Raw genomic sequence first — 24710 nt, 5'->3', positions numbered from 1 at the left:
TCCACCAATCCGATCAAACCTGCCGGGCCACCGAAGTAGTTCAGCATACGTTCAGACAAATACGCCCAGGTCTACGTTGAGTACTTCTGAAAAGGAAGATTCGGTGGCTACTCCACCATCACCTTTTCGATAGCGAAGCCACTGCTGGGTTTTGTAATTATATACGAAGCCTTCCCGAATACCATACTCATTTTCCTCAATGAGCTTAATGACTTTGTTGGTATCATGTTTATGGCCACTATTCTGACAAACTTCAACAATAACTCGTGCCTGCTCGGCCTGATGGTCGTAAAGAATCAGGTCAGGGACAGGGGTTGCATATCCATCCGTTAACATGGTTTCGGGCAACGGCTCAAATGGAATCTGCCCAGACTGGTAAAATGGGTAAAGTCCGGCAGTCAACCGGGCTATAACGCTTTGATGGATAATAGGTGCATTAACACCCATTTCGTCTTCCATGACGAGCGCTTTTATTGAAGCTGGCAGTGAGTAATTCATTCGAAGTAATACGATTTGTATACCAAATCTAACCAAAACATACATGTTTCGCAACTACATTAAAATCGCGGTTCGGAGCTTGCTCAAACACAAATTTTACTCACTCATCAATGTGTTTGGGCTGGCCCTGGGCATGGCCTGTAGCTTGCTGATTGGTCTGTGGGTCCGCGATGAACTGAGTTACGACCGTTTCCTGCCCAATGCCGAGGCCATCCATTTTGTGCGCGTTAATTTCCCGACGCAGGAAGGCGACACGGTAACCAACACGGTTACGCCCGGCCCTTTGCAGGAAGCCATTGCCAACGATATACCGGAAATAGCTGCGGTTACCAAACTAAATTACGGGCCGGAACTGCTCATTAAAGTCGGCGAAAAAACAGCGAAGGAAAAAGGGCACTATGCAACCGAAGACTTCTTCGGCGTCTTCGATTTACCTGCGCTTAATGGCAATCCGAAAGCGGCCCTACACCAGACCAACCAGATTGTCATTACCCGAAAGATCGCCGAGAAATTTTTCCCGAATGGCCAGGCCGTCGGCAAAACGTTGCAGTTAGACAACGATAAATTTTATGTAGTCGGGGCAGTAATTGACAATCTACCGGCCAATTCCACCCTGCAATTCGACTGGCTGGTAAACTGGAAAGTGCAGGAGCAGGACTGGATGAAAAAATGGGGTAATAATTCCTTCTATACATACGTCCGGCTCAAGCCTCATACGACTGCCGCACAGGCACAAGCAGCTCTGTCTAACATTTATCCGCGCTTTGCCGGGAAAAACTTCGAAACAGCCCGCCCTACCCTACAGCCCATCACAGACCTGCACCTGTATGGCGACTATAAAAATGGCAAGAGTGTTGGTGGCCGGATTGGATACGTCGCCGTGTTCTCTGTGGTGGCACTGTTTATTCTGCTGATCGCCTGCATCAATTTCATGAATCTGGCCACAGCCCGCTCGGCAACACGGGCCAAAGAAGTAGGAGTTCGGAAAGTGGTAGGCGCCATGCGCTCGTCTCTCATTGGCCAGTTTTTAAGCGAGTCGATCCTAACCAGTTTACTGGCAGCTTTGCTGGCGATTGGCTTGGTCTGGTGTGCGTTACCCACCTTCAACGAGGTCTTCGGCAAACAGTTGACCCTCAACGCGGCAGAGCCTGCGCTTTGGCTGATCATCGCCGGACTGCTACTGATCACCGGTTTTTTGTCGGGAAGTTATCCGGCGCTTTTCCTGTCGTCGTTACAGCCAATCAAGATCCTGAAAGGACGTTTACAATTTGGTTCAGGTCCGGCCTTTTTCCGACGTGCGCTCGTTGTGTTTCAATTCTCGCTTTCGATCTTCCTGATTGTCGGTATGCTGACAGTCGGCAAACAAATGAATTATCTGCGTACCAAAAACCTGGGACTGGATCGCGAACATGTAGTTTATATACCCTTGGAGGGTGAAATCGCTCAGCCTAAAAAAATAGAAGCATTTCGGCAGGAAGTTATGCGCAAGCCGGCTGTCGCATCGGCTACCACCACCATGTCGTTACCCATCAATATCCAAAGCACATCGGGCGACCTGACCTGGCCGGGTAAAGATCCTAAGCTGGAAACCAATATTTCCTGCATGTTTGTAGGCAGTGACTTCATCAAAACACTCAACATCAAGTTACTGGATGGTCGTGATTTCCGAAACGGAAGCCTTGCCGACTCCACAAGCTATCTTGTCAACGAAGCAGCTGCCAAACTAATGGGGGTTAAAAATCCGGTAGGGAAAGAGGTTAGCTTCTGGCCGGGCAAAGGGCAGGTAATCGGGTTAATGAAAGATTTTCATATTAACTCGCTGCATCAGGCAATTACGCCCCTGATTCTGTGTTTCGATACTCGTAACACCAGCTACTTACTGGTGAAAACGCGGCCGGGCCAAACCCAGCAGGCCATTGCCGATCTGGAACATTTATCGAAAGAATTTAACCCGAATTACCCGTTCAATTACCATTTTCTGGACGAGGAATATGAGAGTCTCTATCGGTCCGAACAGGTCGTTAATAAGCTGATCAATTACTTTGGCGTACTGGCGATTCTGATTTCATGCCTGGGTCTGTTTGCGCTGGCGGCTTTCACGGCTGAGCAGCGAACGAAAGAAATTGGCGTTCGAAAAGTATTGGGAGCCAGTGTGTCGAACATCGTAGGGCTGCTCTCGAAAGACTTCCTGAAACTAGTCGTTATCGCGCTGGTACTGGCTTCACCGCTGGCCTGGTGGGCGTTGAGTACGTGGCTGGATACATTTGCCTATCAGACGAAACTATCCTGGTGGTTATTCGGAGCCGCTGGCTTCCTGGCTATCGTGATCGCTTTTCTGACGGTGAGCTATCAGAGTATAAAGGCAGCCACAATGAACCCGGTAACGAGTTTGCGCAGTGAGTAAATCCGGCCGGGCCGCCGTAGCGGTTCAGATAAACGTATTGAGATCTAGTTGGAGGATTTCAGAGAAGGATGATTCAGCAATGAGGCCCCCATCGCCAAAGCGGTAGCGGTACCACTGCTGCGTTTTGTAATTATAAATAAATCCTTCCCGAATGCCATACAGGTCGTCATCGATAAGTTGGATAACTTTAGCAATATCACCCTTTTGCCCATTCGTTTTGCAAACTTCAATAATGATTGGCGTTTCATCCGTCGTATTATCAACCAGTGATAAATCCGGCACCGGACTAGCTTTCGCATCATCAAGCATCGTCTCTGGCAGGGGTTCCAATTGGATTGCTTTTTTATGATGGTATAGAACACCCAAACCAATGGTCAACTTGGAGATAATACGCTGATGATCGGCGGGTGCCCATACGCCCTGACCTTCGTTGGCAAGAACAAGTGGATTTGAAGTAGGGAAATACATATGTAACGGTTTTTACCAAATTTACTAAAAAATCATGTTCCGCAATTACCTAAAAGTTGCTTTCCGCACCCTCTGGAAAAACCGGACGCATACACTCATCAACATCGTAGGCCTGTCGGTAGCATTCGGTACGGGCGTGCTGTTGTTTCTCACGGCGGCCTTTGAACTATCGTATGACCGATTCCATACCGATGCCGACCGGATATTCCGGCTTTATTTTCTGTCGTCGAATCGGGATGGTTCGCCCGATAAAGGGTCTACCATGCCTTACCCCATTTCGCCCTCTCTCAAAGCTGAATTCCCCGAAATCGAAGGCGTGACGCGCTGGTTCGACCGTAGTGCCAGCGTCCGGCGGAATGAGCAGACATACAACAAGGATGTGCGGATGGCCGATGCCGATTTTCTACAGATGTTCTCGTTTCCGCTTCGGAAGGGCAATGCCAAAACGGCCATGAACAGCCTGAGCGACGTTGTCATCAGCGAAAAAATGGCCGACGAAATTTTCGGAGCTGAAGATCCTATCGGCAAACCCCTCCAGTTGCGACTCAACAATGCCTGGCAGGCCTTCACCGTGACAGGTGTGCTAAGCGATGCGCCCAAAAATTCGACCTTCGAATACGATGCGCTGATTCGTAGTGAAAACGCAGGCGATTATCAGGAATTTAAAAGCCGCTGGGATCACGGAAACCACGATGTATATATCAAACTGAAACCGGGCACCGATCCACAAACGCTTCAACGACGTACACAAGCGTTTATGGACAAATACTTTGCTTCCGATATTCAGGAACGGCAAAAACAGGGTTGGCCCAAAAACGAACTAGGCTTCCAACGTAGTCTATTATTTCAGCCATTACTCAATGTTCATTTCGATACCGAAACGACCCACGGTATGGGCATCAGCCGGACCTATGTGTTTACACTGTTACTGGTCGGTCTGTTTATTCTGGCCATTGCCTGCATCAACTTTATCAACCTGACCATTGCCCAATCGGTTTCGCGGGCAAGGGAGGTTGGCGTCCGTAAATCGCTGGGTGCCCAACGGGGGCAATTGTTCGGGCAGATCTGGGGCGAAACGGTATTGGTATGCGCCATTGCTCTGTTCATCGGCTTAGGTATGGCGTACAGTCTATTGCCCACCTTCAATCGATTGTTCCGAAGTCACTTGGCCATAGCCGATTTCCTGACCCCGTCCATTTTAGCGGTCACAGGCTTGAGCTTTCTACTGATTACCCTGATTGCAGGGGGCTACCCGTCCTGGTTTGTCACACGTTTCAACGCGGTAGAGGTACTCAAAGGAACGTTGAAAGTAAGTCGTCCGGGGCTACTGCGCAATTCTCTGATTATAACCCAGTTTACCATCGCTTGTCTGCTCATTGTCTGCACGTTGATCATCCGTCAGCAGATAAGTTACCTGCAACAAAAGCCGATGGGTCTCGACAAAGAGCAAGTCATTAGCGTTCCCGTAGGCACCGAATTAGATGGAACTGATGTGCTTAAAACGATGCGAACCCGGCTAGCCAATCAGCCAAATATCGTAGCCATTTCGGGCTCATCAGTAAATATCGGAGCGGGCCTGGATGGCGGCTCATCGCGCATGGTTTTTGGCTTCCTCTATGGGCAACGGGATATTGCCTGCGACTGGTTACGTATCGATACCGATTACCTCAAAACGATGGGTATCAAACTCCTGCAAGGCCGCGACTTCAATGCCAGCTTTAGCACCGATTCAAGTTCATCCGTGCTCATTACCCAAAGCATGGCCAAAGCCCTGTGCGAGAAAAATCCGATAGGAAAGTTTATCAAGCCTGATAATAAGGAATATCAGATTGTCGGGGTTGTATCCGATTTTAACCTGTATTCATTACACCAGGAAGCCCGGCCCATAACGTTGCAAATGCAGTCAAAATGGCCCATTAACTACATCCTGATTCGGGTAAATCCACAAAATCTGATGGGGGCGATGGAAACCATCAAAGCCACCTGGAAAACGATTGCTCCCAAACAGGAATTCATCGGCTCATTTCTGGACGAAAATACCGAACGCTGGTATCGACGTGAGCAACGACTGTCCAACATTTTCTCCTCGGCTGCTGGTATTGCGATTCTCCTCTCCTGCATGGGCCTGTTCGCCATTGCGTTGCTGACCATCCAGCAGCGAACGAAAGAAATTGGCGTTCGGAAAGTGCTAGGGGCATCGGTCGCTAGCATCGTCACGCTGCTTTCGAAAGATTTTCTGAAACTGGTCATTGCCGCCATCTTGATTGCCAGCCCTATTTCCTGGTGGGTTATGGATAAATGGCTGGCCGACTTTGCCTATAAAATCGACATCGAATGGTGGGTATTTGCGCTGGCGGGTACGCTCGCTATGTTGATTGCCTTCGTTACCGTTAGTTTCCAAAGTATAAAAGCGGCCTTGATGAATCCAGTTAAATCATTAAAAACGGAATAATGTAGAGACGCGATCCCTCGCGTCTCATGGGCGTCAGCAATAACCATCCGGATATGAGACGCGAGGGATCGCGTCTCTACAAAAATCTCTAAAACCATGCTTCTTAAATACGTAAAAATCGCCCTGCGTAATCTGTGGAAAGCCAAGATCTTCACAGGTATTAATGTCGCGGGCCTCGCTATGGGCATCACGGCGTTCGTGCTGATTCTGGAATACCTTAGCTTCGAGAAAAGCTATAACCAGTTTCACTCGAATCTTCCTAATCTGTATCGCGTCCTGCTTCAGGATGGCCCGTCTGGTACGCTTGAATCCTACGCCCCTTCGGCAGTTGCCCCAGCCTTAAAACAGAACTTTGCCGAGGTAACCTCCGTTTGCCGACTTGCGGAAGTGCACAAAGGAATTGTCACCCTATCCGACAAAGCCAATACCTTTAAGTCCTTCAAGGAAGAAAACGTTCTGACGGCTGATGGCGATTTTTTTCGGATGTTTTCATTTCCGATCGTAGCGGGTTCATCGTCTCTCAGTCAACCCAATACTGTAGCCATTTCGGCCACCAAAGCCCGTACCTATTTTGGAAATACCAATGCTGTTGGCAAGACCTTCACCCTCAACAACCAGTTTGGCAAAACATTGTATACCGTCACGGCTGTTTTTGCGGATGTACCAGCCAACTCCGACTTACAGTTCGACATGGTTTACTCACTCTCGACGCTGGAAACGCCCGCTGGCCGCAATGGGAACGACTGGGCGAGACTGGATGCCTGGCAGGGCTCGTTTTCACAAACAGTGGTCCAGCTAAAGCCTCAGACAAACGTGGCATCGTTCGAAAAAAGCGCTGAGCAACTTATTCGGAAAGCCCGTCCGAATTCGAAGGGCTTTTTCGCACTACAGCCACTTCGGTATGTGCACCTGGGCGATGGGCTTAGCGATAACCGGCCAACAGAGGCTAAACTAGGCTTCATTTACCTGCTAGGCGGGATTGCCTTATTGATTCTGACGATTGCCTGGTTGAATTACATCAACCTATCGACAGCAGGCGCGATGAAACGGTCGAAAGAAGTAGGCGTTCGAAAAGTGGTGGGAGCCAATCGGGGACAAATTATCAGCCAGTTTCTCAGCGAGTCTCTGCTGCTGAATCTGCTGGCGTTGTTTGTTGCAGCCTGCCTGATCGGTCTGTTACAACGACCATTCAACAACCTGATCGGTAAAGACTTGTCGCTGGCCGTTTTTCAGGGAAATCAGTTATGGGCAGTTGGTCTGGGCGCCATCCTGATCGGGGCGTTGGTATCTGGCAGCTATGCGGCTTTTGTACTGTCGGGCTTTTCGATCATTACCGCCTTAAAAAGCAACAAAGCCAGCGTTGGACGGGGCTCGATAAACTTTACCACGTCGGTTCGGCAAGGGTTGGTCGTGTTTCAATTCGCTATTTCTGTTCTGCTGATGGTGGCTACGGTCGTACTGTACCGACAGCTATCCTTCATGCAGACTCAGGATCTGGGGATGAACATGAAGCAGCTACTGGTTATCAAAGGTGCTGAAGTCGGTGACGACGATGCCCGACGTGCCGGACGGACGGCGTTTCGCAATGAACTCGGGCGTTTACCATATGTCGAAACCTATTGCAATTCGGGCAGTGTGCCGGGTGGCTTTTACAACTTCAACGCGGATGGCATTACCCGCCAGAACCCAGCACCCGGCGACGAAAAAAAGAGCTATGCCATTACTTATGCTGATGATCGGTTCCTGCCAACCTATGCCATCAAACTGGCAGCTGGTCAGAATTTTACCCCCGACATGTGCGACAAAGGGATGAAAGCCCTTCGGATTCTGATCAACGAGAAAGCCGTAAAATCGCTGGGCTTTGCCTCGGCGAAGGCGGCTGTAGGACAAAAAGTAAAATTTGGAGAGGAGTTCGAAATTGTTGGGGTTCTGAACGATTACCACCACGAATCGCTACAGAAAGCGATTCAGCCGCTGATTATTTTTCCCGGCTATCCTAGCAGTAACTATACCCTCCGTCTGTCGACCGATCAGATTCAGGCTAAAATTGGTAACCTGGAAAAGCTTTATAAGCAGCTATTCCCCGGCAATCCGTTTGACTACTACTTTGTAGAAGAGCAGTACGACAAACAGTATAAAACCGAGCAGCAATATGGGCAGATTTTTAGCACAGCCGCAGCGCTGGCGATCCTGATTGCCTGTTTGGGGCTATTTGGTCTTACGACGTTTATGGCCGAACAGCGGACGAAAGAGATTGGGGTTCGGAAAGTACTGGGGGCATCGGTCGCCAGCATCGTTACCCTGCTTTCGAAAGACTTCCTGAAACTGGTAATTATTGCTTTTGTGATTGCCAGCCCGCTTGCCTGGTATGCAGCCAACCAATGGTTAGCTGATTTTGCTTACCGAACTTCGGTCGACTGGTGGATTTTTGCATTAGCAGGTTTCCTGGCGATTCTTATTGCCTTCGCCACGATCAGTTTTCAAAGTATAAAAGCCGCTTTAATAAACCCAGTGAAATCGCTTAAAACGGAATAATGTAGCGACGCCATACCTGGCGCATATACGTCAGCCATAAATCATCTGGTCAGGAGACGCGAGGTATCGCGTCTCTACATACCCCCTCTACCCGATGCTCACAAACTACCTAAAAATCGCCTGGCGGAATCTGACGAAATATCCGACTACTACAGGCATCAACTTAATCGGGCTCACGCTTGGCCTGACGACCTGTCTGCTGATTGGTCTGTTCGTTCACTATGAATGGAGATTCGACCGATTTCACCCATTAGGCGAGCGGATTTACCGCATTAACGAAATCACTCAAACCGGGAATGAAACCGAGAAGTCGGGAATTGTCCCCTATCCACTTGGTGCTGCTATGCGCGCCGATTTCTCAGACTGGCCTGTGGTAGCCAGCATCCACGCCGAAGAGAACACCTCCGTAGTGCTATCGCCCGACAAAATTCTGTCGGAAGAGCGGGTGTTGTTTGCCGAGCCGCAGGTGTTCGATCTGTTTGCCCTGACCATGCGCGTCGGAAATTCAAAAGCGATTCTGGATCAACCCAATCAGGTGATCCTGACGGAAAGTACTGCCCGCAATTTCTTTGGCACAACGTCTGCCATTGGCAAAACATTTAAGCTGGGGCAAACAACCATGCTGCGGGTAGCCGGTATTATGGCCGATATGCCCGCCCAAACGCACCTGAATGCGAGCATGATTGTGTCGTACAAGACCCTGAAATCATATATGTCCTGGGATATTACGCAATGGGGCTTACGGTCGGCGGGAAGTGTATACGCACTACTGCCCGAAGGCCGGCAACCTGAACAGTACGCAAGTCGACTGGCAACGGTATCGAAGAAGTATTTTGCGGACGAAAACAAGACGGGTAGCCAACGGCATCTGGCTTTACAACCACTCGAAGATATCCACCTGAATCCCGACTTTGAAGGTACGGTCTATGTACCGCCCATAGCACCTACTTACCTGTGGGTTTTTGGCATTATCGGCCTGTTTGTGCTGCTGATTGCCTGCGTCAATTTTGTCAATATGGCTACAGCAAGGGCCACAACGCGGGCTAAAGAAGTAGGGGTTCGGAAAGCGATTGGCGCTACGTTCAATCAACTGGTGGGGCAACTTCTGGGCGAAGCATTCTGGCTGTCGATGGTTTCAGCTGGACTGGCCATATTCTTAGCGTACCTTGTTTTGCCATCACTCAACAGCTATTTGCAGAAGCAGATTGCGTTCAACGGAATCATGATTGCCGGTTTCGTGCTAACACTGGCATTGCTGACTACTCTATCGGCTGGCACCTATCCTGCTTTTTTTATGGCCCGATTAAAGCCGGTAAAAGTGCTGAAATCACGCGCCGATGTGGGGCGGGGTAGTCAGAGCTGGATTCGCCAGGGGTTGGTTGTCTTCCAGTTTTCGGTTTCGATTATTCTGGCGGTGGGTGTACTGGTTATTTATCAGCAAATGAAACTGTTCCGGGAAAAAGACCTGGGGTTCAATCGGGATGCCGTCGTGACAGTTTCGCTACCCGATGTTGATAAAAGTACCGCAGCATTCCAGCATTCGCTCCGCGAGATTCCAGGTGTTCAGCAGGTTTCGTTTGCCATTGGTGCGCCCACTTCGCGCAACAACTTTACAACGGGGATGCATCCCGACCCCGCCAATCCAACCCAGCGCATCAATGTCAACGTGAAAGTGGTGGATGCCAATTACCTTCAAACCTATGGGATGAAACTGGCTGCTGGCCGATTCTTTACCGATGCCGATACGTTGGGTTTCTCGAAAACGGTTCCTTTTGAGAAACGGCGGTATGTTTTTGTGGCAAATGAAGCACTGGCCAGATCGCTTGGGTATGCAAAACCAGAGAAACTGCTGGGGCATCGGGTAAAGATCGGCCTGAACGATATAACAGCCGAAATTGTGGGCGTTACCCGCGACTTTCACGCCAGTTCGCTGCGAGAAACGATTCAGCCGGTCATTATGCTCAACTTCCCCGATTACTATTTTACGGCTGGCCTGAAATTGCAACCGACCAATCTCCCAGCAACAATGGCCGCCATTGAACGGGTTTATAAGCAGTATTTTCCGAACTCACTCTATGAAGCCGAATTTCTGGATCAAAGCCTGCAAAAGCTGTATGAAGAGGAATCACGGCAGTTTACCCTGCTGCGGGTCTTTGCGTGTTTAGCCCTGGTTATCTGCTGCCTGGGTTTATGGGGGCTGGCTACGTTTACCATCGAACGGCGCACCAAAGAAATAGGCATCCGAAAAGTACTGGGTGCATCGACGAGCAACGTTGTCACCTTACTCTCGAAAGATTTCCTGAAACTCGTTCTCATTGCCTTAGTGGTTGCCTCGCCCATTGCCTGGTACGCCATGAACCAGTGGCTGGACGATTTTGCCTATAAGATCACCATCGAATGGTGGATGTTTGCCTTAACGGGTCTTCTGGCCGTCGGTATTGCGCTATTAACAGTCAGTTTCCAAAGTATCAAAGCGGCCTTGATGAATCCGGTTAAATCACTTCGTTCTGAATAGCCCATGTTGCGTAACTACCTTAAAATCGCCCTTCGCAACCTGGCGAAGCACAAAGTAAACACAGCCATCAACATGGCCGGTTTAGCAATTGGCATGGCCTGCTGTCTGCTGATTGTTCTGTACGTGACGGACGAATTAAGTTACGACCGCCACTGGTCCAATGGTGACCGAATCTACCGCATGGCACTGGAACGAATCTATCCGGGACGAAGTACCAGGTATGCGATTATTCCGCCTTCCTACGCCCAGTCGGTGAAGAAGGAGATTCCGGAAATCGAGCAAACGACGCGGGTGTTCACCTTCGGCAACAACCAGCAGCCTACGCTCATCAAACTGGACGGCCGGACGCTGGAAGAAAAGGGGTTTCTGGCGGTCGACTCTACCTTTTTTCAGGTCTTTCAAATTCCATTACTACGAGGTCAGGTCGATAAGGCTCTGAGTCGTCCGAATACGGTTGTACTGACCGAAAGCACCGCCCGGCGGTTGTTTGGCACGGCAAACCCAATTGGAAAAATGTTCGAAGTGATACAGGGGCCCAGGCTGGAAGTGACGGGCATTTGTCCTGACCCTACGCATAATGCGCACTTTACGTTTAATTTCTTATCCTCTACGCGCGGGTTTCCGCTGGCCGAACAGCCCAATCATATCAGTTTTGCCGCTCATACGTACCTTCTTCTTCGGCCCAATACCCGACCGGAGGCCGTCGAAGCTAAACTTCCCGCCGTAGTCGAAAAATATGCGGCTGGTGAAGTAGAACGCACTTTTGGTGTTTCATACCCCGACTATGTGAAGGCCGGAAACGGGTATTTTTATTTCCTGCAACCGTTGCCCGCTATTCACCTCGACTCCCATCTGGAAGCTGAATACCAGCCCAATGGGAGTCGGTCGCTGGTATCAATTTTCTCAATCATTGCGGCTTTTGTGCTATTGATAGCCTGTATCAACTTCATGAATCTGGCTACAGCCCGGTCGTCGGAGCGGGCGCGGGAAGTCGGGATTCGGAAATCGCTGGGTTCAACAAATCAACAACTGGCCGCTCAATTTCTGACTGAGTCGGTGTTGCTCAGCCTTGCCAGTTTGCTCGTTGCCGGTATACTGGTTTCGGCACTACTTACCCCATTCAATACCTTAGCAAGCAAGTCGCTTACAGTAAGCTCGCTGGTTCGCTGGGAAACATTACCGTTATTAATCGGAGGTGCTGTAGCCGTAGGCTTATTGGCTGGCAGTTATCCGGCTGGGGTACTATCGGCGTTTGAGCCAATCAAAGTGCTGAAAGGTCGGTTCTCATCAACCAAACAGGGGCATTGGCTCCGCAACGGATTAGTTGTATTTCAGTTTGCGATTTCGGTACTCCTGATCGTCAGCACTATTGTGGTATTTAGCCAGTTGAATTTTATTCAGCAGAAAGAGCTGGGCTTTACTAAAGAATCCGTCGTTACGGTAAAAAGCGCCTTTTTTCTGGGCAACAATACCGAAGCGTTTAAGCAGGAAATTGCCAAGCTGTCGGGTATAGCGAGTGTAGGCGGCACCAGCAGCGCACCGGGCGAAGAAGGCTTCTTCGGCATAACCTTCCGTAAAAACGGCGACAACGAAACCGTAACCGGCAAAGGCTGTGCGGTGGATGAACAATACCTTCAGACCATGCAGATGACGATGCTGGCTGGTCGCCCGTTCAGCCGTCAGTTCGACGACTCGCTTTCGGTTATTCTCAACGAAGAGGCAGCCCGGCAACTAGGTATGTCCGACCCTGTCGGTAAGCAAATTACCAGCCCCGACAACTTCACCCAGCAGGATGGACCTCCCGTTACCTACACGGTGGTTGGTATAGTCCGCAATTTTCACTTTGGTTCGTTGCATCAACGCATCAGTCCGCTGTTTATTCTGAACGACCGAATCTTCCGCCGGACCGACAATCAGGTAGCCATCCGGGTTCGGGCCGATAATCCGAGCACGGTGGTGAGTCAGGTCGAGCAGGTCTGGAAACGTTACCTCCCCGACCAGCCTTTCCATTACTCCTATCTGACCACCGACTGGAGTGACCTCTATAAGTCGGAGCAGGTAGCCCAGCGGATTTTTGGGCTGTTTGCCTTACTCGCCATTTTCATCGCCTGCATGGGATTACTCGGTCTGGCGATGTATGTGATTCGACTACGAACCAAAGAAATTGGCATTCGGAAGGTATTAGGCGCATCGACACCGGGGCTAGTTGCCCTACTCTCGAAAGATTTCCTGAAGCTTGTACTGATTGCCATTGTCATTGCCACGCCCATTGCCTGGTACATGATGAATCGCTGGCTTCAGGATTTTGCCTATAAAATCGACATGGAGTGGTGGATGTTTGCCGTGGCTGGGTTGCTGGCAGTAGGTATTGCCGTACTGACCGTAAGTTTTCAGTCGATCAAAGCAGCGTTAACGAATCCGATTACGTCTTTGCGGAGTGAATAACGTACTGGTAGAGACGCGAGGTATCGCGTCTCATTGCCGGATGGTTTATTGCTGACGCTCATGAGACGCGAAGGATCGCGTCTCTACACGAATTTCCCTATGCTACAAAATTATTTCAAAATCGCCTGGCGGAATCTGGTCCGCAACAAAGCCTTCTCGGCTATCAATATCCTGGGGCTTTCCATTGGCATTGCGGCCTGTGTGCTCATTTTGCAATACGTCACGTTTGAGCTGAGCTACGATAATTTTCATACCAAAGGCGACCGGATCTACCGTGTTCTTCAGGATCGGTACGATAAGGGGAAGCTCAGTACCCAATGGGCTGGTGGCGCACAGGCGGCTGGCAATTCGTTCAAAGCGGCTTTTGGCGAGGTTGAAGACTATGTCAAAGTGCTCAAACAACGAGCGCTCATTGCGGACTATGGCGAGAAAAGCCTGAAAGTTGAGCGGGTCTTTATTGCCAGCGAATCATTCTTCAAGATTTTTTCCTATCCGCTTATTGCTGGCGATGTCAATACGATTCTGGCCGAACCCAACACAGTTGCCCTCTCAGAATCGGTCGCGCATCGGTTGTTCGGCAACGAAAATCCGATGGGCAAAACCATCCGAATCAATCAGGAGCGGGCGGTTAAGGTCACGGGCGTGTATCAGGATATGCCCGCGAATACGCATCTCCACGCCGATCTGCTGATTCCGCACGTAACCTTTATCAAAGATATGGGTAAGGACAACAACCCCGACCAGGCCTGGATGTGGGACGGTGCCCTATCTTATCTGCTACTCCGCCCTGATCGCAACGGCGAACCGGCCAACCCCAAGGCTCTTGAAGCCAAGTTCGAGCCCTATATCCAGAAAACCATTGGCGCTGAACTGAAGAAATACGACGCCGATGCCGTATACAAACTCCAGCCCCTGCACGACATCCATTTGTATTCGCACTATATGGAGGAGGCCGAACCCAATGGCGACGGCAACACGGTGTATCTCCTGCTGGGTATTGCCTTCTTCATTGTCGTGATTGCCTGGGTCAACTACATCAATCTGGCCACCGCACGCGCCATTAACCGGGCCAAAGAAGTAGGCGTTCGGAAAGCGGTAGGGTCGTTACGGGGGCAGCTTATCCGGCAGTTCATGACCGAATCGGTTGTACTCAATGGGCTGGCCGTTGGACTGGCGTTGGTGATTGTTGCCGTATCGATACCGATGTTCAACCAACTGTCGGGTCAGCAGATGTCGTTTTCGCTGCTCGTAAGTCCTACCTTCTGGTTGCCCTTGCTTGGGCTATTTGTCATCGGTGCCTTTCTGTCGGGCTTATATCCGGCGTTTGTACTGTCAGGGTTTAAACCCGTGTCGGTGCTGAAAGGGAAAGTCAGCACCTCATCACAAGGTATTGTCTTGCGCAAATCGCTGGTCGTGTTTCAGTTTGCGGCTTCCCTGTTTTTGCTGGTCGGCACGCTGGCGGTCTTCCATCAGATCCAATACATGCGGGCGCAAAGCCTGGGCCTGAACATCGACCAGACGCTGGTGATCAATCCGCCCATTGTCAAAACCGACTCCACCTTTATGCGGCAGATGCTGGCCTTTAAAGATGAGCTTCTCCGTCGACCCGGCATCCGGTCCATTGCGGCTTCGACAGTGGTGCCGGGTCAGGCTTCGGACTGGAATGCGGGGGGTATCCGACTCAAGGGGACCGACGAAAGTAAAAGTCAGCAATACCGAATCATTGGCGTCGATTACGATTTCCTGAAAACCTTCGATCTGAAACTGCTGGCCGGGCGCAACTTCGCTAAAGAGTTCGGCAGCGACCCCAAAGCCCTCATTTTCAACAAAAAGGCTGTTCAGCAATTGGGTTTCAACCGACCGGAGGATGCCATTGGCAAGCAGATTGAGTTTTGGGGCGAAACCTTTACGCTGGTCGGGGTTACGGACAATTTTCATCAGCAGTCCTTGCGCGATGCCTACGAACCGCTCATCCTGCGCCTGATTCCCGATGTGCGCGGGTATTTCTCTATCAAGCTGGCATCCAGCGAACTCAACAGCACCATCGCAACCATTCGGACGGAGTGGAATCACTTTTTCCCCGGCAATCCGTTCGAGTATTCGTTTCTGGACGAACGGTTCAACGAACAATACCGCGCCGACCAGCGATTTGGGCAGGTGTTTGGCTTATTCACGGGACTGGCTATTCTGGTCGCCTGCCTGGGGCTCTTCGGCCTCGCTTCGTTCACGACGGCGCAACGTACCAAAGAGATTGGCATTCGGAAGGTGCTGGGCGCATCGGTCGCTGAAATTGTGCAGATGCTATACCGTGAATTTGCGGTGTTGATTCTGATCGCTTTTGTAGTGGCTACTCCGCTAGCCTGGTATGCTATTAGTCAATGGCTTCAGGGATTTGCTTTCCGGGCAGCGATTCAGTGGTGGCTCTTTGCGCTACCGTTTGCCTTAGTGCTATTAATTGCGTTACTTACTGTTAGCTTCCAGAGTATCAAAGCCGCATTAGCCAATCCAGTGAAATCATTACGATCCGAATAAATGTAGAGACGCGATACCTCGCGTCTCTACATAAAACCCTCTTTCTTATGCTCCAGAACTACCTCAAAATCGCCTGGCGGGGGCTGCTAAAAAACCGCCTGTTCACCTTCCTCAACTTACTTGGGCTAGCAACCGGACTGGCCGTTGCCCTGTTGCTGATGCTGCATGTGAAAGACGAACTCCTGTTCGACAAGTACCATACTAAAGCGGACCGGATTTACCGGGTCGGTTTAACGGCCACCTTCGATGGCAAAAGCATGAACTGGGCTAATTCGCCTAACGCTGTTGGCCCAGCCCTCAAAGCCGATATTCCCACGGTAGAGCAACAGGTACGTTTTCTTCGTCATAATTTCGGGCAAACCGCTTTTGTTAAATCTGGCAATAAGAAATTTGCGGAGACCAATTTTTACTGGGCCGATGGTAGCCTGTTCGACATCTTCGACGTTGAGTTGGCGAAAGGCAATCCTAAAACAGCTCTGGATGGCCCCCACAAGGTTGTGCTGAGTCAGGCAACCGCCGAACGGTATTTCGGCACTGCTAACCCGGTTGGAAAAATCCTGTACATCGATAATAAAGACACGCTGGAAGTAACGGGGGTTTACAAAAATTTCCCCGGCACCTCGACCCTCGATGCAGACATGATTGGCTCGTTCAGCAGCGTTCGCTGGGCCCGAAATCCAACCTGGGACAATGCCAGTTTTGAAACCTACGTTCTGCTCCGTCCACAGGCAGAGCAAGCTCAAGTCGAACGGCAGATGGCAGGTATCATTAACAAAAACATTCCGAAGGCTGAACAATGGTTCAACATCTGGCTCCAGCCGCTTACGGATGTTCACCTGTACTCGGCCGATATTACCAACGCCAACACCACCCGTATCGGCGATCTGCGTCAGGTAAAGATTCTGCTCATCCTCGCCATTGTCGTCCTGTTAATTGCGTCGATCAATTATATGAACCTGGCAACAGCCAAAGCGCAGATTCGTTTCCGGGAGGTTGGAGTGATCAAAACCGTTGGGGCATCGGCACGGGATCTCATCACCCGCTTCTATCTGGAAACGGGCCTGATGGTTACGCTGGCCCTTATACTGGCGATTGGCCTCGTTACCCTGGGTTTGCCGCTTTTCAATCAGATGAAGGACAAACAAATACCGTTCATGGCCCTGCTAACGCCCGAAGTAGTCGTCGGCCTGTTGCTGATTGGTCTGCTGATTACGCTCATTGCGGGGTCCTACCCGGCCTTTTATCTATCGTCATTTTCGCCCAAATACCTGCTCAGTACTAGCTTCCGAAATCAGTCGGGGGCGGGTCTGTTCCGGCGGTCGCTGGTGGTGATTCAGTTTGCCGCTTCAGTGATTCTGATGGTTTGTACGTTCATTTTCTACCAGCAGTTACAGTTTATTCAGTCGCAAAAACTGGGCTATGAGCCCACGCAGGTTGTGGCGGTTATGACATCGGCAGCGAAGGATATAAGCCAGATCGACGCCCTGATGAACGATTACCGAAGTCTCAGTAGCGTGGTCGATGTGTGCCGGGCCCAGACGTTTCCGGGTCGTGGCGGTAGCGGACGTACGATCAGTCGATCAGGCAATTTGGGCAGTTCCAACGAAGGCATGGCCATTCAGACCAACCGGGTCAGCAACGAGTTTATGAATGTGCTGGGTCTGAAACTCCTGGCTGGTCGTACCTTACCGGCCACCAAAGACGCCAAAGACACAACGGTTCAGGTTGTTCTGAACAAAACGGCGGTCAATTATCTGGGCCTTACTCCCCAAAAAGCCATCGGCCAGAAAGCCCACAATCTATTTGGCTGGGACCAGGCCGAAATTATAGGAGTCGTCGATGACTTCCACTTCCAATCGCTTCATACGCCCATTGGTGCCTACGCCTTCCACAATGCCGATACCGAATCGCGCCCTTACCTGCTGGTTAAAACCCGTACGGCCCAATTGAGCCAAACCATGCGTCAACTGGAAGCTGTTTTCCAGAAAGACATGCCCGATTCGGCTTTTGAATACACCTTCCTCGATGAGTTCCTGAATACGCTGTACCGTTCGGAGCAGCGGACAGCGCAGGTGGTGCTGGTATTCTCGGCACTGGCTATCCTGATTGCCTGTCTGGGTCTGTTCGGGCTGGCAGCTTTCACCGCCGAACAACGGACCAAAGAGATTGGCGTTCGGAAAGCGTTGGGTGCCTCGGTGTCCAGCATTGTTGGGCTGCTCTCGAAAGACTTTCTGAAACCTGTCCTGATCGCAATTCTGCTGGCCAGTCCCATTGCCTGGTGGGCCATGAATCAGTGGCTGGCCGATTTTGCCTACCGCGTCAATATCCAGTGGTGGGTTTTCGCGCTGGCGGGTCTTTTGGCCGTCGGTATTGCCCTGTTAACGGTCAGTTTCCAAAGTTTCAAAGCCGCCTTGATGAATCCGATTAAATCACTTCGCTCTGAGTAGCGTGGTGCGTGGGGAAGGGGCTGAAATACGCCCTGCTCCACGCACCACGCTCCATGCTCCTTACCCCTGCTCTATGCTTCTCAACTATCTCAAAATCGCCTGGCGAAATCTGGTTCGAAATAAGACCTTTTCGATCATTAACATGCTAGGCTTAGCCCTGGGCATGGCGTCTAGTCTGCTCATTTTATTATGGGTTCAGGATGAACGGAGCATAGGAAAACAATATGCCCATGCCAATTCGCTGTATCGGATCATGGAAAATGAGATCGCCGACGGACGGATTGTTACGGATGAAGATACCCCCGGATTGCTGGCTCCTGAACTGAAAAGAGTATTTCCAGAAGTACTGTATGCGGCTGGTTTTTCGGGCGAAGATCAGGATGTACTAAGCGCTAACGATAAAGTGAGCCGGTACAATGGACACGCTGCCGGAGCCGATTGGTTTAAGATGTACAGTATTCCACTGCTAGCCGGTACGGCAAGTACGGCTCTGAATGCACCCAATGGACTGGCTATTTCCAGGAAAGTAGCCGAGACGTTTTTCAAGACACCCCAGGCTGCTTTAGGGAAGTCGATTCGGTTCAATAACGCCATTGATTATCAGGTAACGGCCGTATTTGAAAATCTACCCCATAACTCAACAGATCAATACGACTACCTGCGAAACTGGGATAACTACCTGAAAGGCCAGCCCTGGCTACAAGGCTGGGAAAATGGCGGCCCAGACACTCGACTTCAACTTCGGCCTGGGTCAAATCCTGCCAACGTTAACGCCAAACTCAAATCGTTTCTGAAAGGCCGCAACAAAGATATTGGCCCAACCTTCAACATCGAGCTGTTTCTCCAGCCCGAAACGGAAGCCTATCTATACTCAAATTTCAGGAATGGTCAGCGCGACGGTGGGCGAATTGAGTATGTTCGGCTTTTCATCGTAGTCGCTGCGTTTCTGCTTCTGATTGCCGGAATCAACTTCATGAATCTGGCCACGGCTCGATCCGTAAAACGAGCACGGGAAGTGGGAGTTCGCAAAGCTGTAGGCGCCGAACGGTTCGTGCTTATTCAACAGTTCCTGGGCGAGGCCTTTCTGATGACCACCATCTCGCTGGCGCTGGCCATCATACTGGTTGGCCTGGTGCTCCCTACGTTTAACCAATTGACGGATAAACAATTGGTTTTACCTTTATCTCAGCCCACCTTCTGGGCTTTTCTGGCGGGTTTATTGCTACTCACGGGCGCTTTATCGGGTAGTTATCCGGCTCTATTTTTGTCGTCGCTGAATCCAGTGCGCGTCCTGAAAGGCACCCTTCGCTTTGGCGCAGGCGCTCAGTTTTTCCGGCGGGGCCTTGTCGTTTTTCAGTTTGTTTTATCCATCCTTATGATTGTCGGAACGGTTGTGGTGTACCAACAACTCCGATACATTCAGACCAAAAACCTCGGCTACGACCGTGAAAACCTGATTAATGTTCCGGGAGAGGGCGAAATCGCGAAGAAATACCAGGCATTTAAACAGCAACTCCTACAGCTACCGGGCATTCAGTCTGTTTCGCATATACAGACGAATCCCCTCCGCAATGGCAATACGACCGATGGCGTAAAATGGGTCGGCAAAGATCCCCGATCTGCCATCCAGTTCAATAATACCTGGGTCGGCTACGACTTCGTTAAAACGATGAACCTTACCTTAATCGGTGGACGCGATTTTTCGCCCGGCTACGGTATGGATTCAACGAATTACCTCATCAACGAATCGGCCGCGAAACGACTTTCGTATAAAGACCCGGTTGGTCAGCCGCTCACCTTCGGAGACCATCCCGGCAAAATTGTCGGTGTCGTGAAAGACTTCCATTTCAATTCGTTACATGTACCTATTCGCCCACTGATCATTCGTCTGGCCGAAACCTGGAACTACGACAACATTCTTATCAAAACGAAGCCTGGCCAGACCAAACAGGCCCTGTCCAGTATCGAAGCCCTTTGTCGGCAAATGAATCCTCAGTTTCCGTTCATCTATTCGTTTGTGGATGCTGATTTTCAACACATTTACAAAAGCGAAACCGTTGTTGGGACGTTAGCAACCCTGTTCGCGTGTCTGGCTATTTTCATCGCCTGTTTGGGGCTATTTGGTTTAGCTGCTTTTATGGCTGAACAACGGACCAAAGAAATTGGCGTTCGGAAGGTATTAGGAGCCTCTGTTACCAGCATCGTGACGCTGCTTTCGAAAGACTTCCTGAAACTGGTTCTGGTTGCCATTTTCCTGGCTTCTCCGTTATCCTGGTGGGTGATGCGGCAGTGGCTACAGGGGTTCGCATATAAAATTGACCTGGCATGGTGGATGTTTGCCCTGGCCGGTTTGGCAGCAATAATTATTGCGCTGATCACCGTCAGTTTCCAAAGCATCAAAGCCGCCTTGATGAATCCGGTCAAATCATTACGGTCCGAATAAATAGCAAAGTGGTGGGTACCCAGCACCTTGTCCACCCCCGTACAAATTCTGTCCGATAGCGGACACGCTCAGCAAGACAAACTATTATAAATCAAACGATTACCTATATGGCATAATCTTGGAGGTATGGCTTACGCAGCCTTACCTGTTGCGTACAACCGAACGATGAAAGCACAACTAATCTTTCTTAGCCTGTTCCTAAAAGGATTATGTATGCTGTTGATTATTGCTATTTGCTATCTGGTTAAACCCCCAAGTACAGCCGATACGCAGAAAGCCCAATCCTGTTTAACGCCTAAAAAGGGAGCACTGGCTTTAGATACGACCAGGCAGGCTGGCACGACAAAAATTTAATGGTCTGTCATTCCCGGCCAATTCGCCATCTGTAATTCCTCTCATTGTTTGTCCCTATGCGTAACGTTACGCTCACCGTCTATCTTTTCGTGTATGCGCTGGTGTGTCAGGCGCAACTCACGACACCGCCAATTGGTGGCAACAAAAAAGCATCGGTCTCTGAGCAAATTGGCCTGACAACCGTTACGGTCCACTACGACCGGCCGGGGGTGAAAGGTCGCGAAGGAAAAATCTGGGGAACACCCATTGCCCACTATGGCTTCCAGGATCTGGGCTACGGTCCTGGCAAACCCGCTCCCTGGCGAGCGGGTGCCAACGAAACCACAACGATTACCTTTTCAGACGATGTGAAGGTGGAAGGTAAACCACTCGAAGCCGGAACCTATGGGTTATTTATGAACCTGGGCGAGGAGGAAACCACCGTCATTTTCTCCAAAATCGTCGTCTCCTGGGGCAGCTTTTACTACGACCCCGCCCTGGATGTGCTCAAGGTTACGGTAAAAAATCAGCCGCTCGACCGATCGGTTGAACTGCTTACGTATTCGTTCGTGAACCAGACCGATAGCTCAGCAGCCGTGGCATTGTCGTGGGAAAAACGTATGATCCCGTTTACAGTGAGCGTCGATCTGGTGGGCCAGCAGATGGCGTCATTCCGCAAAGAATTGCTTTCCAAACCCGGCTTTACTTGGCAATCGCTGGTACAGGCAGCCACCTATTGCCTGGAAACCAGTCATGATCTGAACCAGGGCCTCATTTGGGCCGATCAAGCCATTAATGCCCGCTACATTGGGCAGAAGAATTTTCAGACGTTACATACGAAAGCGTCTATCCTGGCTGCGATCAACAAAACGGATGAAGCCACGGCGCTTATGAAAGAAGCTATGCCTCTGGGCACACTCAACGAGTTGCATCAATACGGCCGTAGCCTGCTGGCTCAGAAACGGAATCAGGAAGCCTATGCGGTTTTCAAAACCAACTACGACAAAAACCCGAATCAGTTTACGACAAATCTGGGCATGAGTCGTGCGTTAGTGGCCCTGGGAAAACCCAAAGAGGCATTGCCGTATCTACAGGCGGCACTCCCACAGGCACCGAATGCCCTGAACAAAACAAACGTAGAGGCTATGATAAAGGCCATCAACGAAGGAAAACCCGTTATTAACTGACTTTCTTATGCTAACGAACTATCTCAAAATCGCCTGGCGAACGTTGCAGAAACAACGGGGCTTTGCCTTTATCAATATCTTTGGCCTGGCGGTTGGGCTGGCCTGCTGTCTGCTCATAACCCTCTATGTGCTGGATGAACTCAGTTACGACCGATACAACGAAAAGGCCGACCGGATTTACCGGGTTCAGTCCGACATTAAATTTGGCGGCAACGATATGCGGTTTGCCGTTTCGCCCGATCCCGTAGGCCCTACCCTCAAAAAAGACTATCCGCAGGTTGAGCAATACGTTCGGTTGCACCAGCGTGGCACATGGCTGGTAAAACGAGCGGGCGAAACCACCAATCTGCGCGAAGACAACGTTACGTTTGCCGATTCTACGTTGTTCGATGTCTTTACTTTACCACTTATTTCCGGTGATCCGAAACGGGCGCTGGCCGAACCTAATACGATTGTTATTAGTGAATCAGCCGCAAAACGGCACTTTGGTAATCAGAACCCGATGGGTCAAACGCTACTTCTGGACAACCGGCTGACGTTTAAAGTATCGGGCGTTATGCGCGACATGCCGAAAAATGCCCATTTCCATGCCGACCTCATCCCAACCATGCTCAGTGATGATTATCCGTGGGGGCAATGGCTCAGCAATAACCATTATACCTATATACTGCTCAGAACCGGTACCGACCCAGCGGCTTTTGCGAAGAATTTCGATGCCGTTATCGAAAAATACGTAGGCCCCCAGGTACAACAGATGATTGGCAAGAGTTTAGGCGAATTCCGGAAAGCAGGCAATAGTGTCCGGTATTGGCTGATGCCCCTGACCGACATTCACTTGTACTCAAAACAGCAGATTGAACTGGCTCCCAACGGCGACATTCAGTACGTATATATTTTCTCGGCGGTAGCGCTCTTTATTCTGCTGATTGCCTGCATCAACTTCATGAATCTGGCTACGGCCCGCTCGGCCAATCGGGCCAGGGAGGTGGGCGTTCGGAAAGTGATGGGTTCGGAACGGCAGCAACTCATCGGGCAATTTATGACGGAATCAGTACTGACATCAGCGCTGGCGATGGTACTGGCCGTTTTCATTGTTGCACTGGCGTTACCGGGTTTCAATACCATTTCGGCAAAGGAGTTAACCATCAACCAATTGGCTTCGTCCTATCTGTTGCCGGTACTTATTCTGCTGCCGTTTGTTGTGGGCTTGGTTGCCGGAAGTTACCCTGCCTTTTTCCTGTCATCGTTTCAACCAATAAAAGTGCTGAAGGGCGGCTTATCAGCATTGAAAATGGGAGCTGGCTTCAGTAGTGCGAGTTTACGGAGCGGACTGGTCGTGTTTCAGTTTATGATGTCGGTCATTTTGATTGTAGGCACTATCATCGTTTATCGGCAGATTACGTTCATCCAGACGAAAAATGTTGGTTTTAACCGCGAACAGGTCCTGACTATCAACGATGCGTATGCTATTGGCAAACAGGCCGAAACCTTCAAACAAGAAGTATTGCGGTTACCCGGCGTACTGAGCGGAAGTATATCGGGCTATCTGCCGACGCCATCCAACCGGAACGACAATGCCTACTTTGCGGAAGGTCAGACCGATATGAACAAAGGGTTTAGCATGCAAACCTGGGGAGTCGATCACGATTACCTGAAAACGATGGGGATGCAACTGGTGAAAGGCCGTGAATTTTCGCGGCAGTTTGGTTCTGATTCCTCGGGGATTATCCTGAATGAAGCGGCCATAAAAATCCTGGGCTTTAAAGACCCTATTGGTAAGCGCGTCTGGCGATTCAATGATGGGGAAGGCAAAACCCGCAAGACATACACGATTGTTGGGGTTGTTAAAAACTTTCATTTCGAATCGCTCCGGCGAAATATCGGGGCATTATCGCTTGTTCTGGATTCAAACTCGGGAGCGGTATCGTTCCGGCTAAGTGGGGCCGACATCCCCGCACTGGTACGCCAGATTGAAGCGAAATGGAAACAGCTGGCTCCCGGACAGCCCTTCAGCTACCAGTTTATGAATCAAAGCTTCGACGAGATGTACCGGGCTGAACAGCGCGTTGGCACCATCGCCCTCACATTTGCCATGCTGGCTGTCCTGATCGCTTGTCTGGGTCTATTTGGGCTGGCAGCGTTTATGGCCGAGCAGCGCACTAAAGAGATTGGCGTTCGGAAAGTACTGGGGGCCAGTGTCACCAGCATTGTGGGTTTACTCTCCAAAGATTTTCTGAAGCTCGTCCTGATTGCTATTCTGATCGCCAGTCCGATTGCCTGGTGGGCCATGAATCAGTGGCTGGCCGACTTTGCTTATAAAATCGACATCGAATGGTGGATGTTTGCTCTGGCCGGACTGGTAGCCGTTGGTATTGCGTTAGTCACCGTCAGCTTTCAGAGTATCAAAGCCGCGTTGATGAATCCGGTGAAAAGTTTGCGCAGTGAATAAAG

The 24710-nt window shown here is 50.4% G+C and carries 13 protein-coding genes; 11 read left to right on the top strand and 2 right to left on the bottom strand.

Annotated features, from left to right (window positions below; translation table 11 throughout):
- Nucleotides 1-51: 51 nt before the first annotated feature.
- The gene (locus B5M13_RS05350) at nucleotides 52-498 is read right to left on the bottom strand and encodes a PDDEXK family nuclease (protein WP_080054702.1); all 447 of its coding nucleotides are present in this window, start codon (nucleotides 496-498) and stop codon (nucleotides 52-54) included.
- Nucleotides 499-541: 43 nt separating this feature from the next.
- Here B5M13_RS05350 and B5M13_RS05345 point away from each other — a divergent pair, with 43 nt between their 5' ends.
- Nucleotides 542-2902 (top strand): ABC transporter permease, encoded by a 2361-nt coding sequence (locus B5M13_RS05345; protein ID WP_080054701.1) that lies wholly within the window; start codon nucleotides 542-544, stop codon nucleotides 2900-2902.
- 24 nt (nucleotides 2903-2926) lie between these two features.
- On the opposite strand, the gene B5M13_RS05340 is transcribed toward B5M13_RS05345, so the two are convergent.
- Nucleotides 2927-3370 carry a hypothetical protein gene (locus tag B5M13_RS05340; RefSeq protein WP_080054700.1) on the bottom strand — a complete coding sequence of 148 codons (444 nt, stop codon included), beginning with the start codon at nucleotides 3368-3370 and terminating at the stop codon, nucleotides 2927-2929.
- Between the two features lie 34 nt (nucleotides 3371-3404).
- On the opposite strand from B5M13_RS05340, the gene B5M13_RS05335 reads away from it, so the two are divergent.
- From B5M13_RS05335 to B5M13_RS05290, 10 genes are all read left to right on the top strand, one after another.
- On the top strand, nucleotides 3405-5822 hold the full coding sequence (locus tag B5M13_RS05335) for an ABC transporter permease (protein WP_080054699.1): 2418 nt from the start codon (nucleotides 3405-3407) through the stop codon (nucleotides 5820-5822).
- Nucleotides 5823-5918: 96 nt separating this feature from the next.
- Nucleotides 5919-8357, top strand: a complete 2439-nt coding sequence (locus B5M13_RS05330) for an ABC transporter permease (RefSeq protein ID WP_080054698.1) — start codon at nucleotides 5919-5921, stop codon at nucleotides 8355-8357.
- A gap of 94 nt (nucleotides 8358-8451) precedes the next feature.
- Complete coding sequence (locus B5M13_RS05325) at nucleotides 8452-10872, top strand: ABC transporter permease (protein WP_080054697.1); 2421 nt, start codon at nucleotides 8452-8454, stop codon at nucleotides 10870-10872.
- Nucleotides 10873-10875: 3 nt separating this feature from the next.
- The gene (locus B5M13_RS05320) at nucleotides 10876-13317 is read left to right on the top strand and encodes an ABC transporter permease (RefSeq protein WP_080054696.1); all 2442 of its coding nucleotides are present in this window, start codon (nucleotides 10876-10878) and stop codon (nucleotides 13315-13317) included.
- 99 nt (nucleotides 13318-13416) lie between these two features.
- Nucleotides 13417-15849, top strand: a complete 2433-nt coding sequence (locus tag B5M13_RS05315; protein WP_080054695.1) for an ABC transporter permease — start codon at nucleotides 13417-13419, stop codon at nucleotides 15847-15849.
- 47 nt (nucleotides 15850-15896) lie between these two features.
- Nucleotides 15897-18296 carry an ABC transporter permease gene (locus B5M13_RS05310; RefSeq protein WP_080054694.1) on the top strand — a complete coding sequence of 800 codons (2400 nt, stop codon included), beginning with the start codon at nucleotides 15897-15899 and terminating at the stop codon, nucleotides 18294-18296.
- Nucleotides 18297-18369: 73 nt separating this feature from the next.
- Entirely contained in the window at nucleotides 18370-20739 is a 2370-nt protein-coding gene (locus tag B5M13_RS05305; RefSeq protein WP_080054693.1) for an ABC transporter permease, read from the top strand.
- Nucleotides 20740-20865: 126 nt separating this feature from the next.
- Nucleotides 20866-21093, top strand: a complete 228-nt coding sequence (locus tag B5M13_RS05300; RefSeq protein ID WP_080054691.1) for a hypothetical protein — start codon at nucleotides 20866-20868, stop codon at nucleotides 21091-21093.
- Between the two features lie 56 nt (nucleotides 21094-21149).
- Nucleotides 21150-22259: a DUF2911 domain-containing protein gene (locus tag B5M13_RS05295; protein ID WP_080054688.1), complete on the top strand. Its 1110-nt coding sequence runs from the start codon at nucleotides 21150-21152 to the stop codon at nucleotides 22257-22259.
- A gap of 7 nt (nucleotides 22260-22266) precedes the next feature.
- Nucleotides 22267-24708: an ABC transporter permease gene (locus B5M13_RS05290; RefSeq protein WP_080054686.1), complete on the top strand. Its 2442-nt coding sequence runs from the start codon at nucleotides 22267-22269 to the stop codon at nucleotides 24706-24708.
- The last annotated feature ends 2 nt before the right edge of the window (nucleotides 24709-24710 follow it).

This window comes from Spirosoma aerolatum (assembly GCF_002056795.1).
Classification (GTDB): domain Bacteria; phylum Bacteroidota; class Bacteroidia; order Cytophagales; family Spirosomataceae; genus Spirosoma; species Spirosoma aerolatum.
Note: the sequence above shows the minus strand (reverse complement) of the source record. Positions and strands in the feature narration are given on the sequence as shown.

Coding starts and splice junctions, on each gene's coding strand:
- B5M13_RS05330 (WP_080054698.1), top strand. CDS start 5,919: ATGCTTCTTAAATACGTAAAAATCGCCCTGCGTAATCTGTGGAAAGCC.
- B5M13_RS05295 (WP_080054688.1), top strand. CDS start 21,150: ATGCGTAACGTTACGCTCACCGTCTATCTTTTCGTGTATGCGCTGGTG.
- B5M13_RS05315 (WP_080054695.1), top strand. CDS start 13,417: ATGCTACAAAATTATTTCAAAATCGCCTGGCGGAATCTGGTCCGCAAC.
- B5M13_RS05305 (WP_080054693.1), top strand. CDS start 18,370: ATGCTTCTCAACTATCTCAAAATCGCCTGGCGAAATCTGGTTCGAAAT.
- B5M13_RS05340 (WP_080054700.1), bottom strand. CDS start 3,370: ATGTATTTCCCTACTTCAAATCCACTTGTTCTTGCCAACGAAGGTCAG.
- B5M13_RS05320 (WP_080054696.1), top strand. CDS start 10,876: ATGTTGCGTAACTACCTTAAAATCGCCCTTCGCAACCTGGCGAAGCAC.
- B5M13_RS05335 (WP_080054699.1), top strand. CDS start 3,405: ATGTTCCGCAATTACCTAAAAGTTGCTTTCCGCACCCTCTGGAAAAAC.
- B5M13_RS05345 (WP_080054701.1), top strand. CDS start 542: ATGTTTCGCAACTACATTAAAATCGCGGTTCGGAGCTTGCTCAAACAC.
- B5M13_RS05290 (WP_080054686.1), top strand. CDS start 22,267: ATGCTAACGAACTATCTCAAAATCGCCTGGCGAACGTTGCAGAAACAA.
- B5M13_RS05325 (WP_080054697.1), top strand. CDS start 8,452: ATGCTCACAAACTACCTAAAAATCGCCTGGCGGAATCTGACGAAATAT.
- B5M13_RS05310 (WP_080054694.1), top strand. CDS start 15,897: ATGCTCCAGAACTACCTCAAAATCGCCTGGCGGGGGCTGCTAAAAAAC.
- B5M13_RS05350 (WP_080054702.1), bottom strand. CDS start 498: ATGAATTACTCACTGCCAGCTTCAATAAAAGCGCTCGTCATGGAAGAC.
- B5M13_RS05300 (WP_080054691.1), top strand. CDS start 20,866: ATGGCTTACGCAGCCTTACCTGTTGCGTACAACCGAACGATGAAAGCA.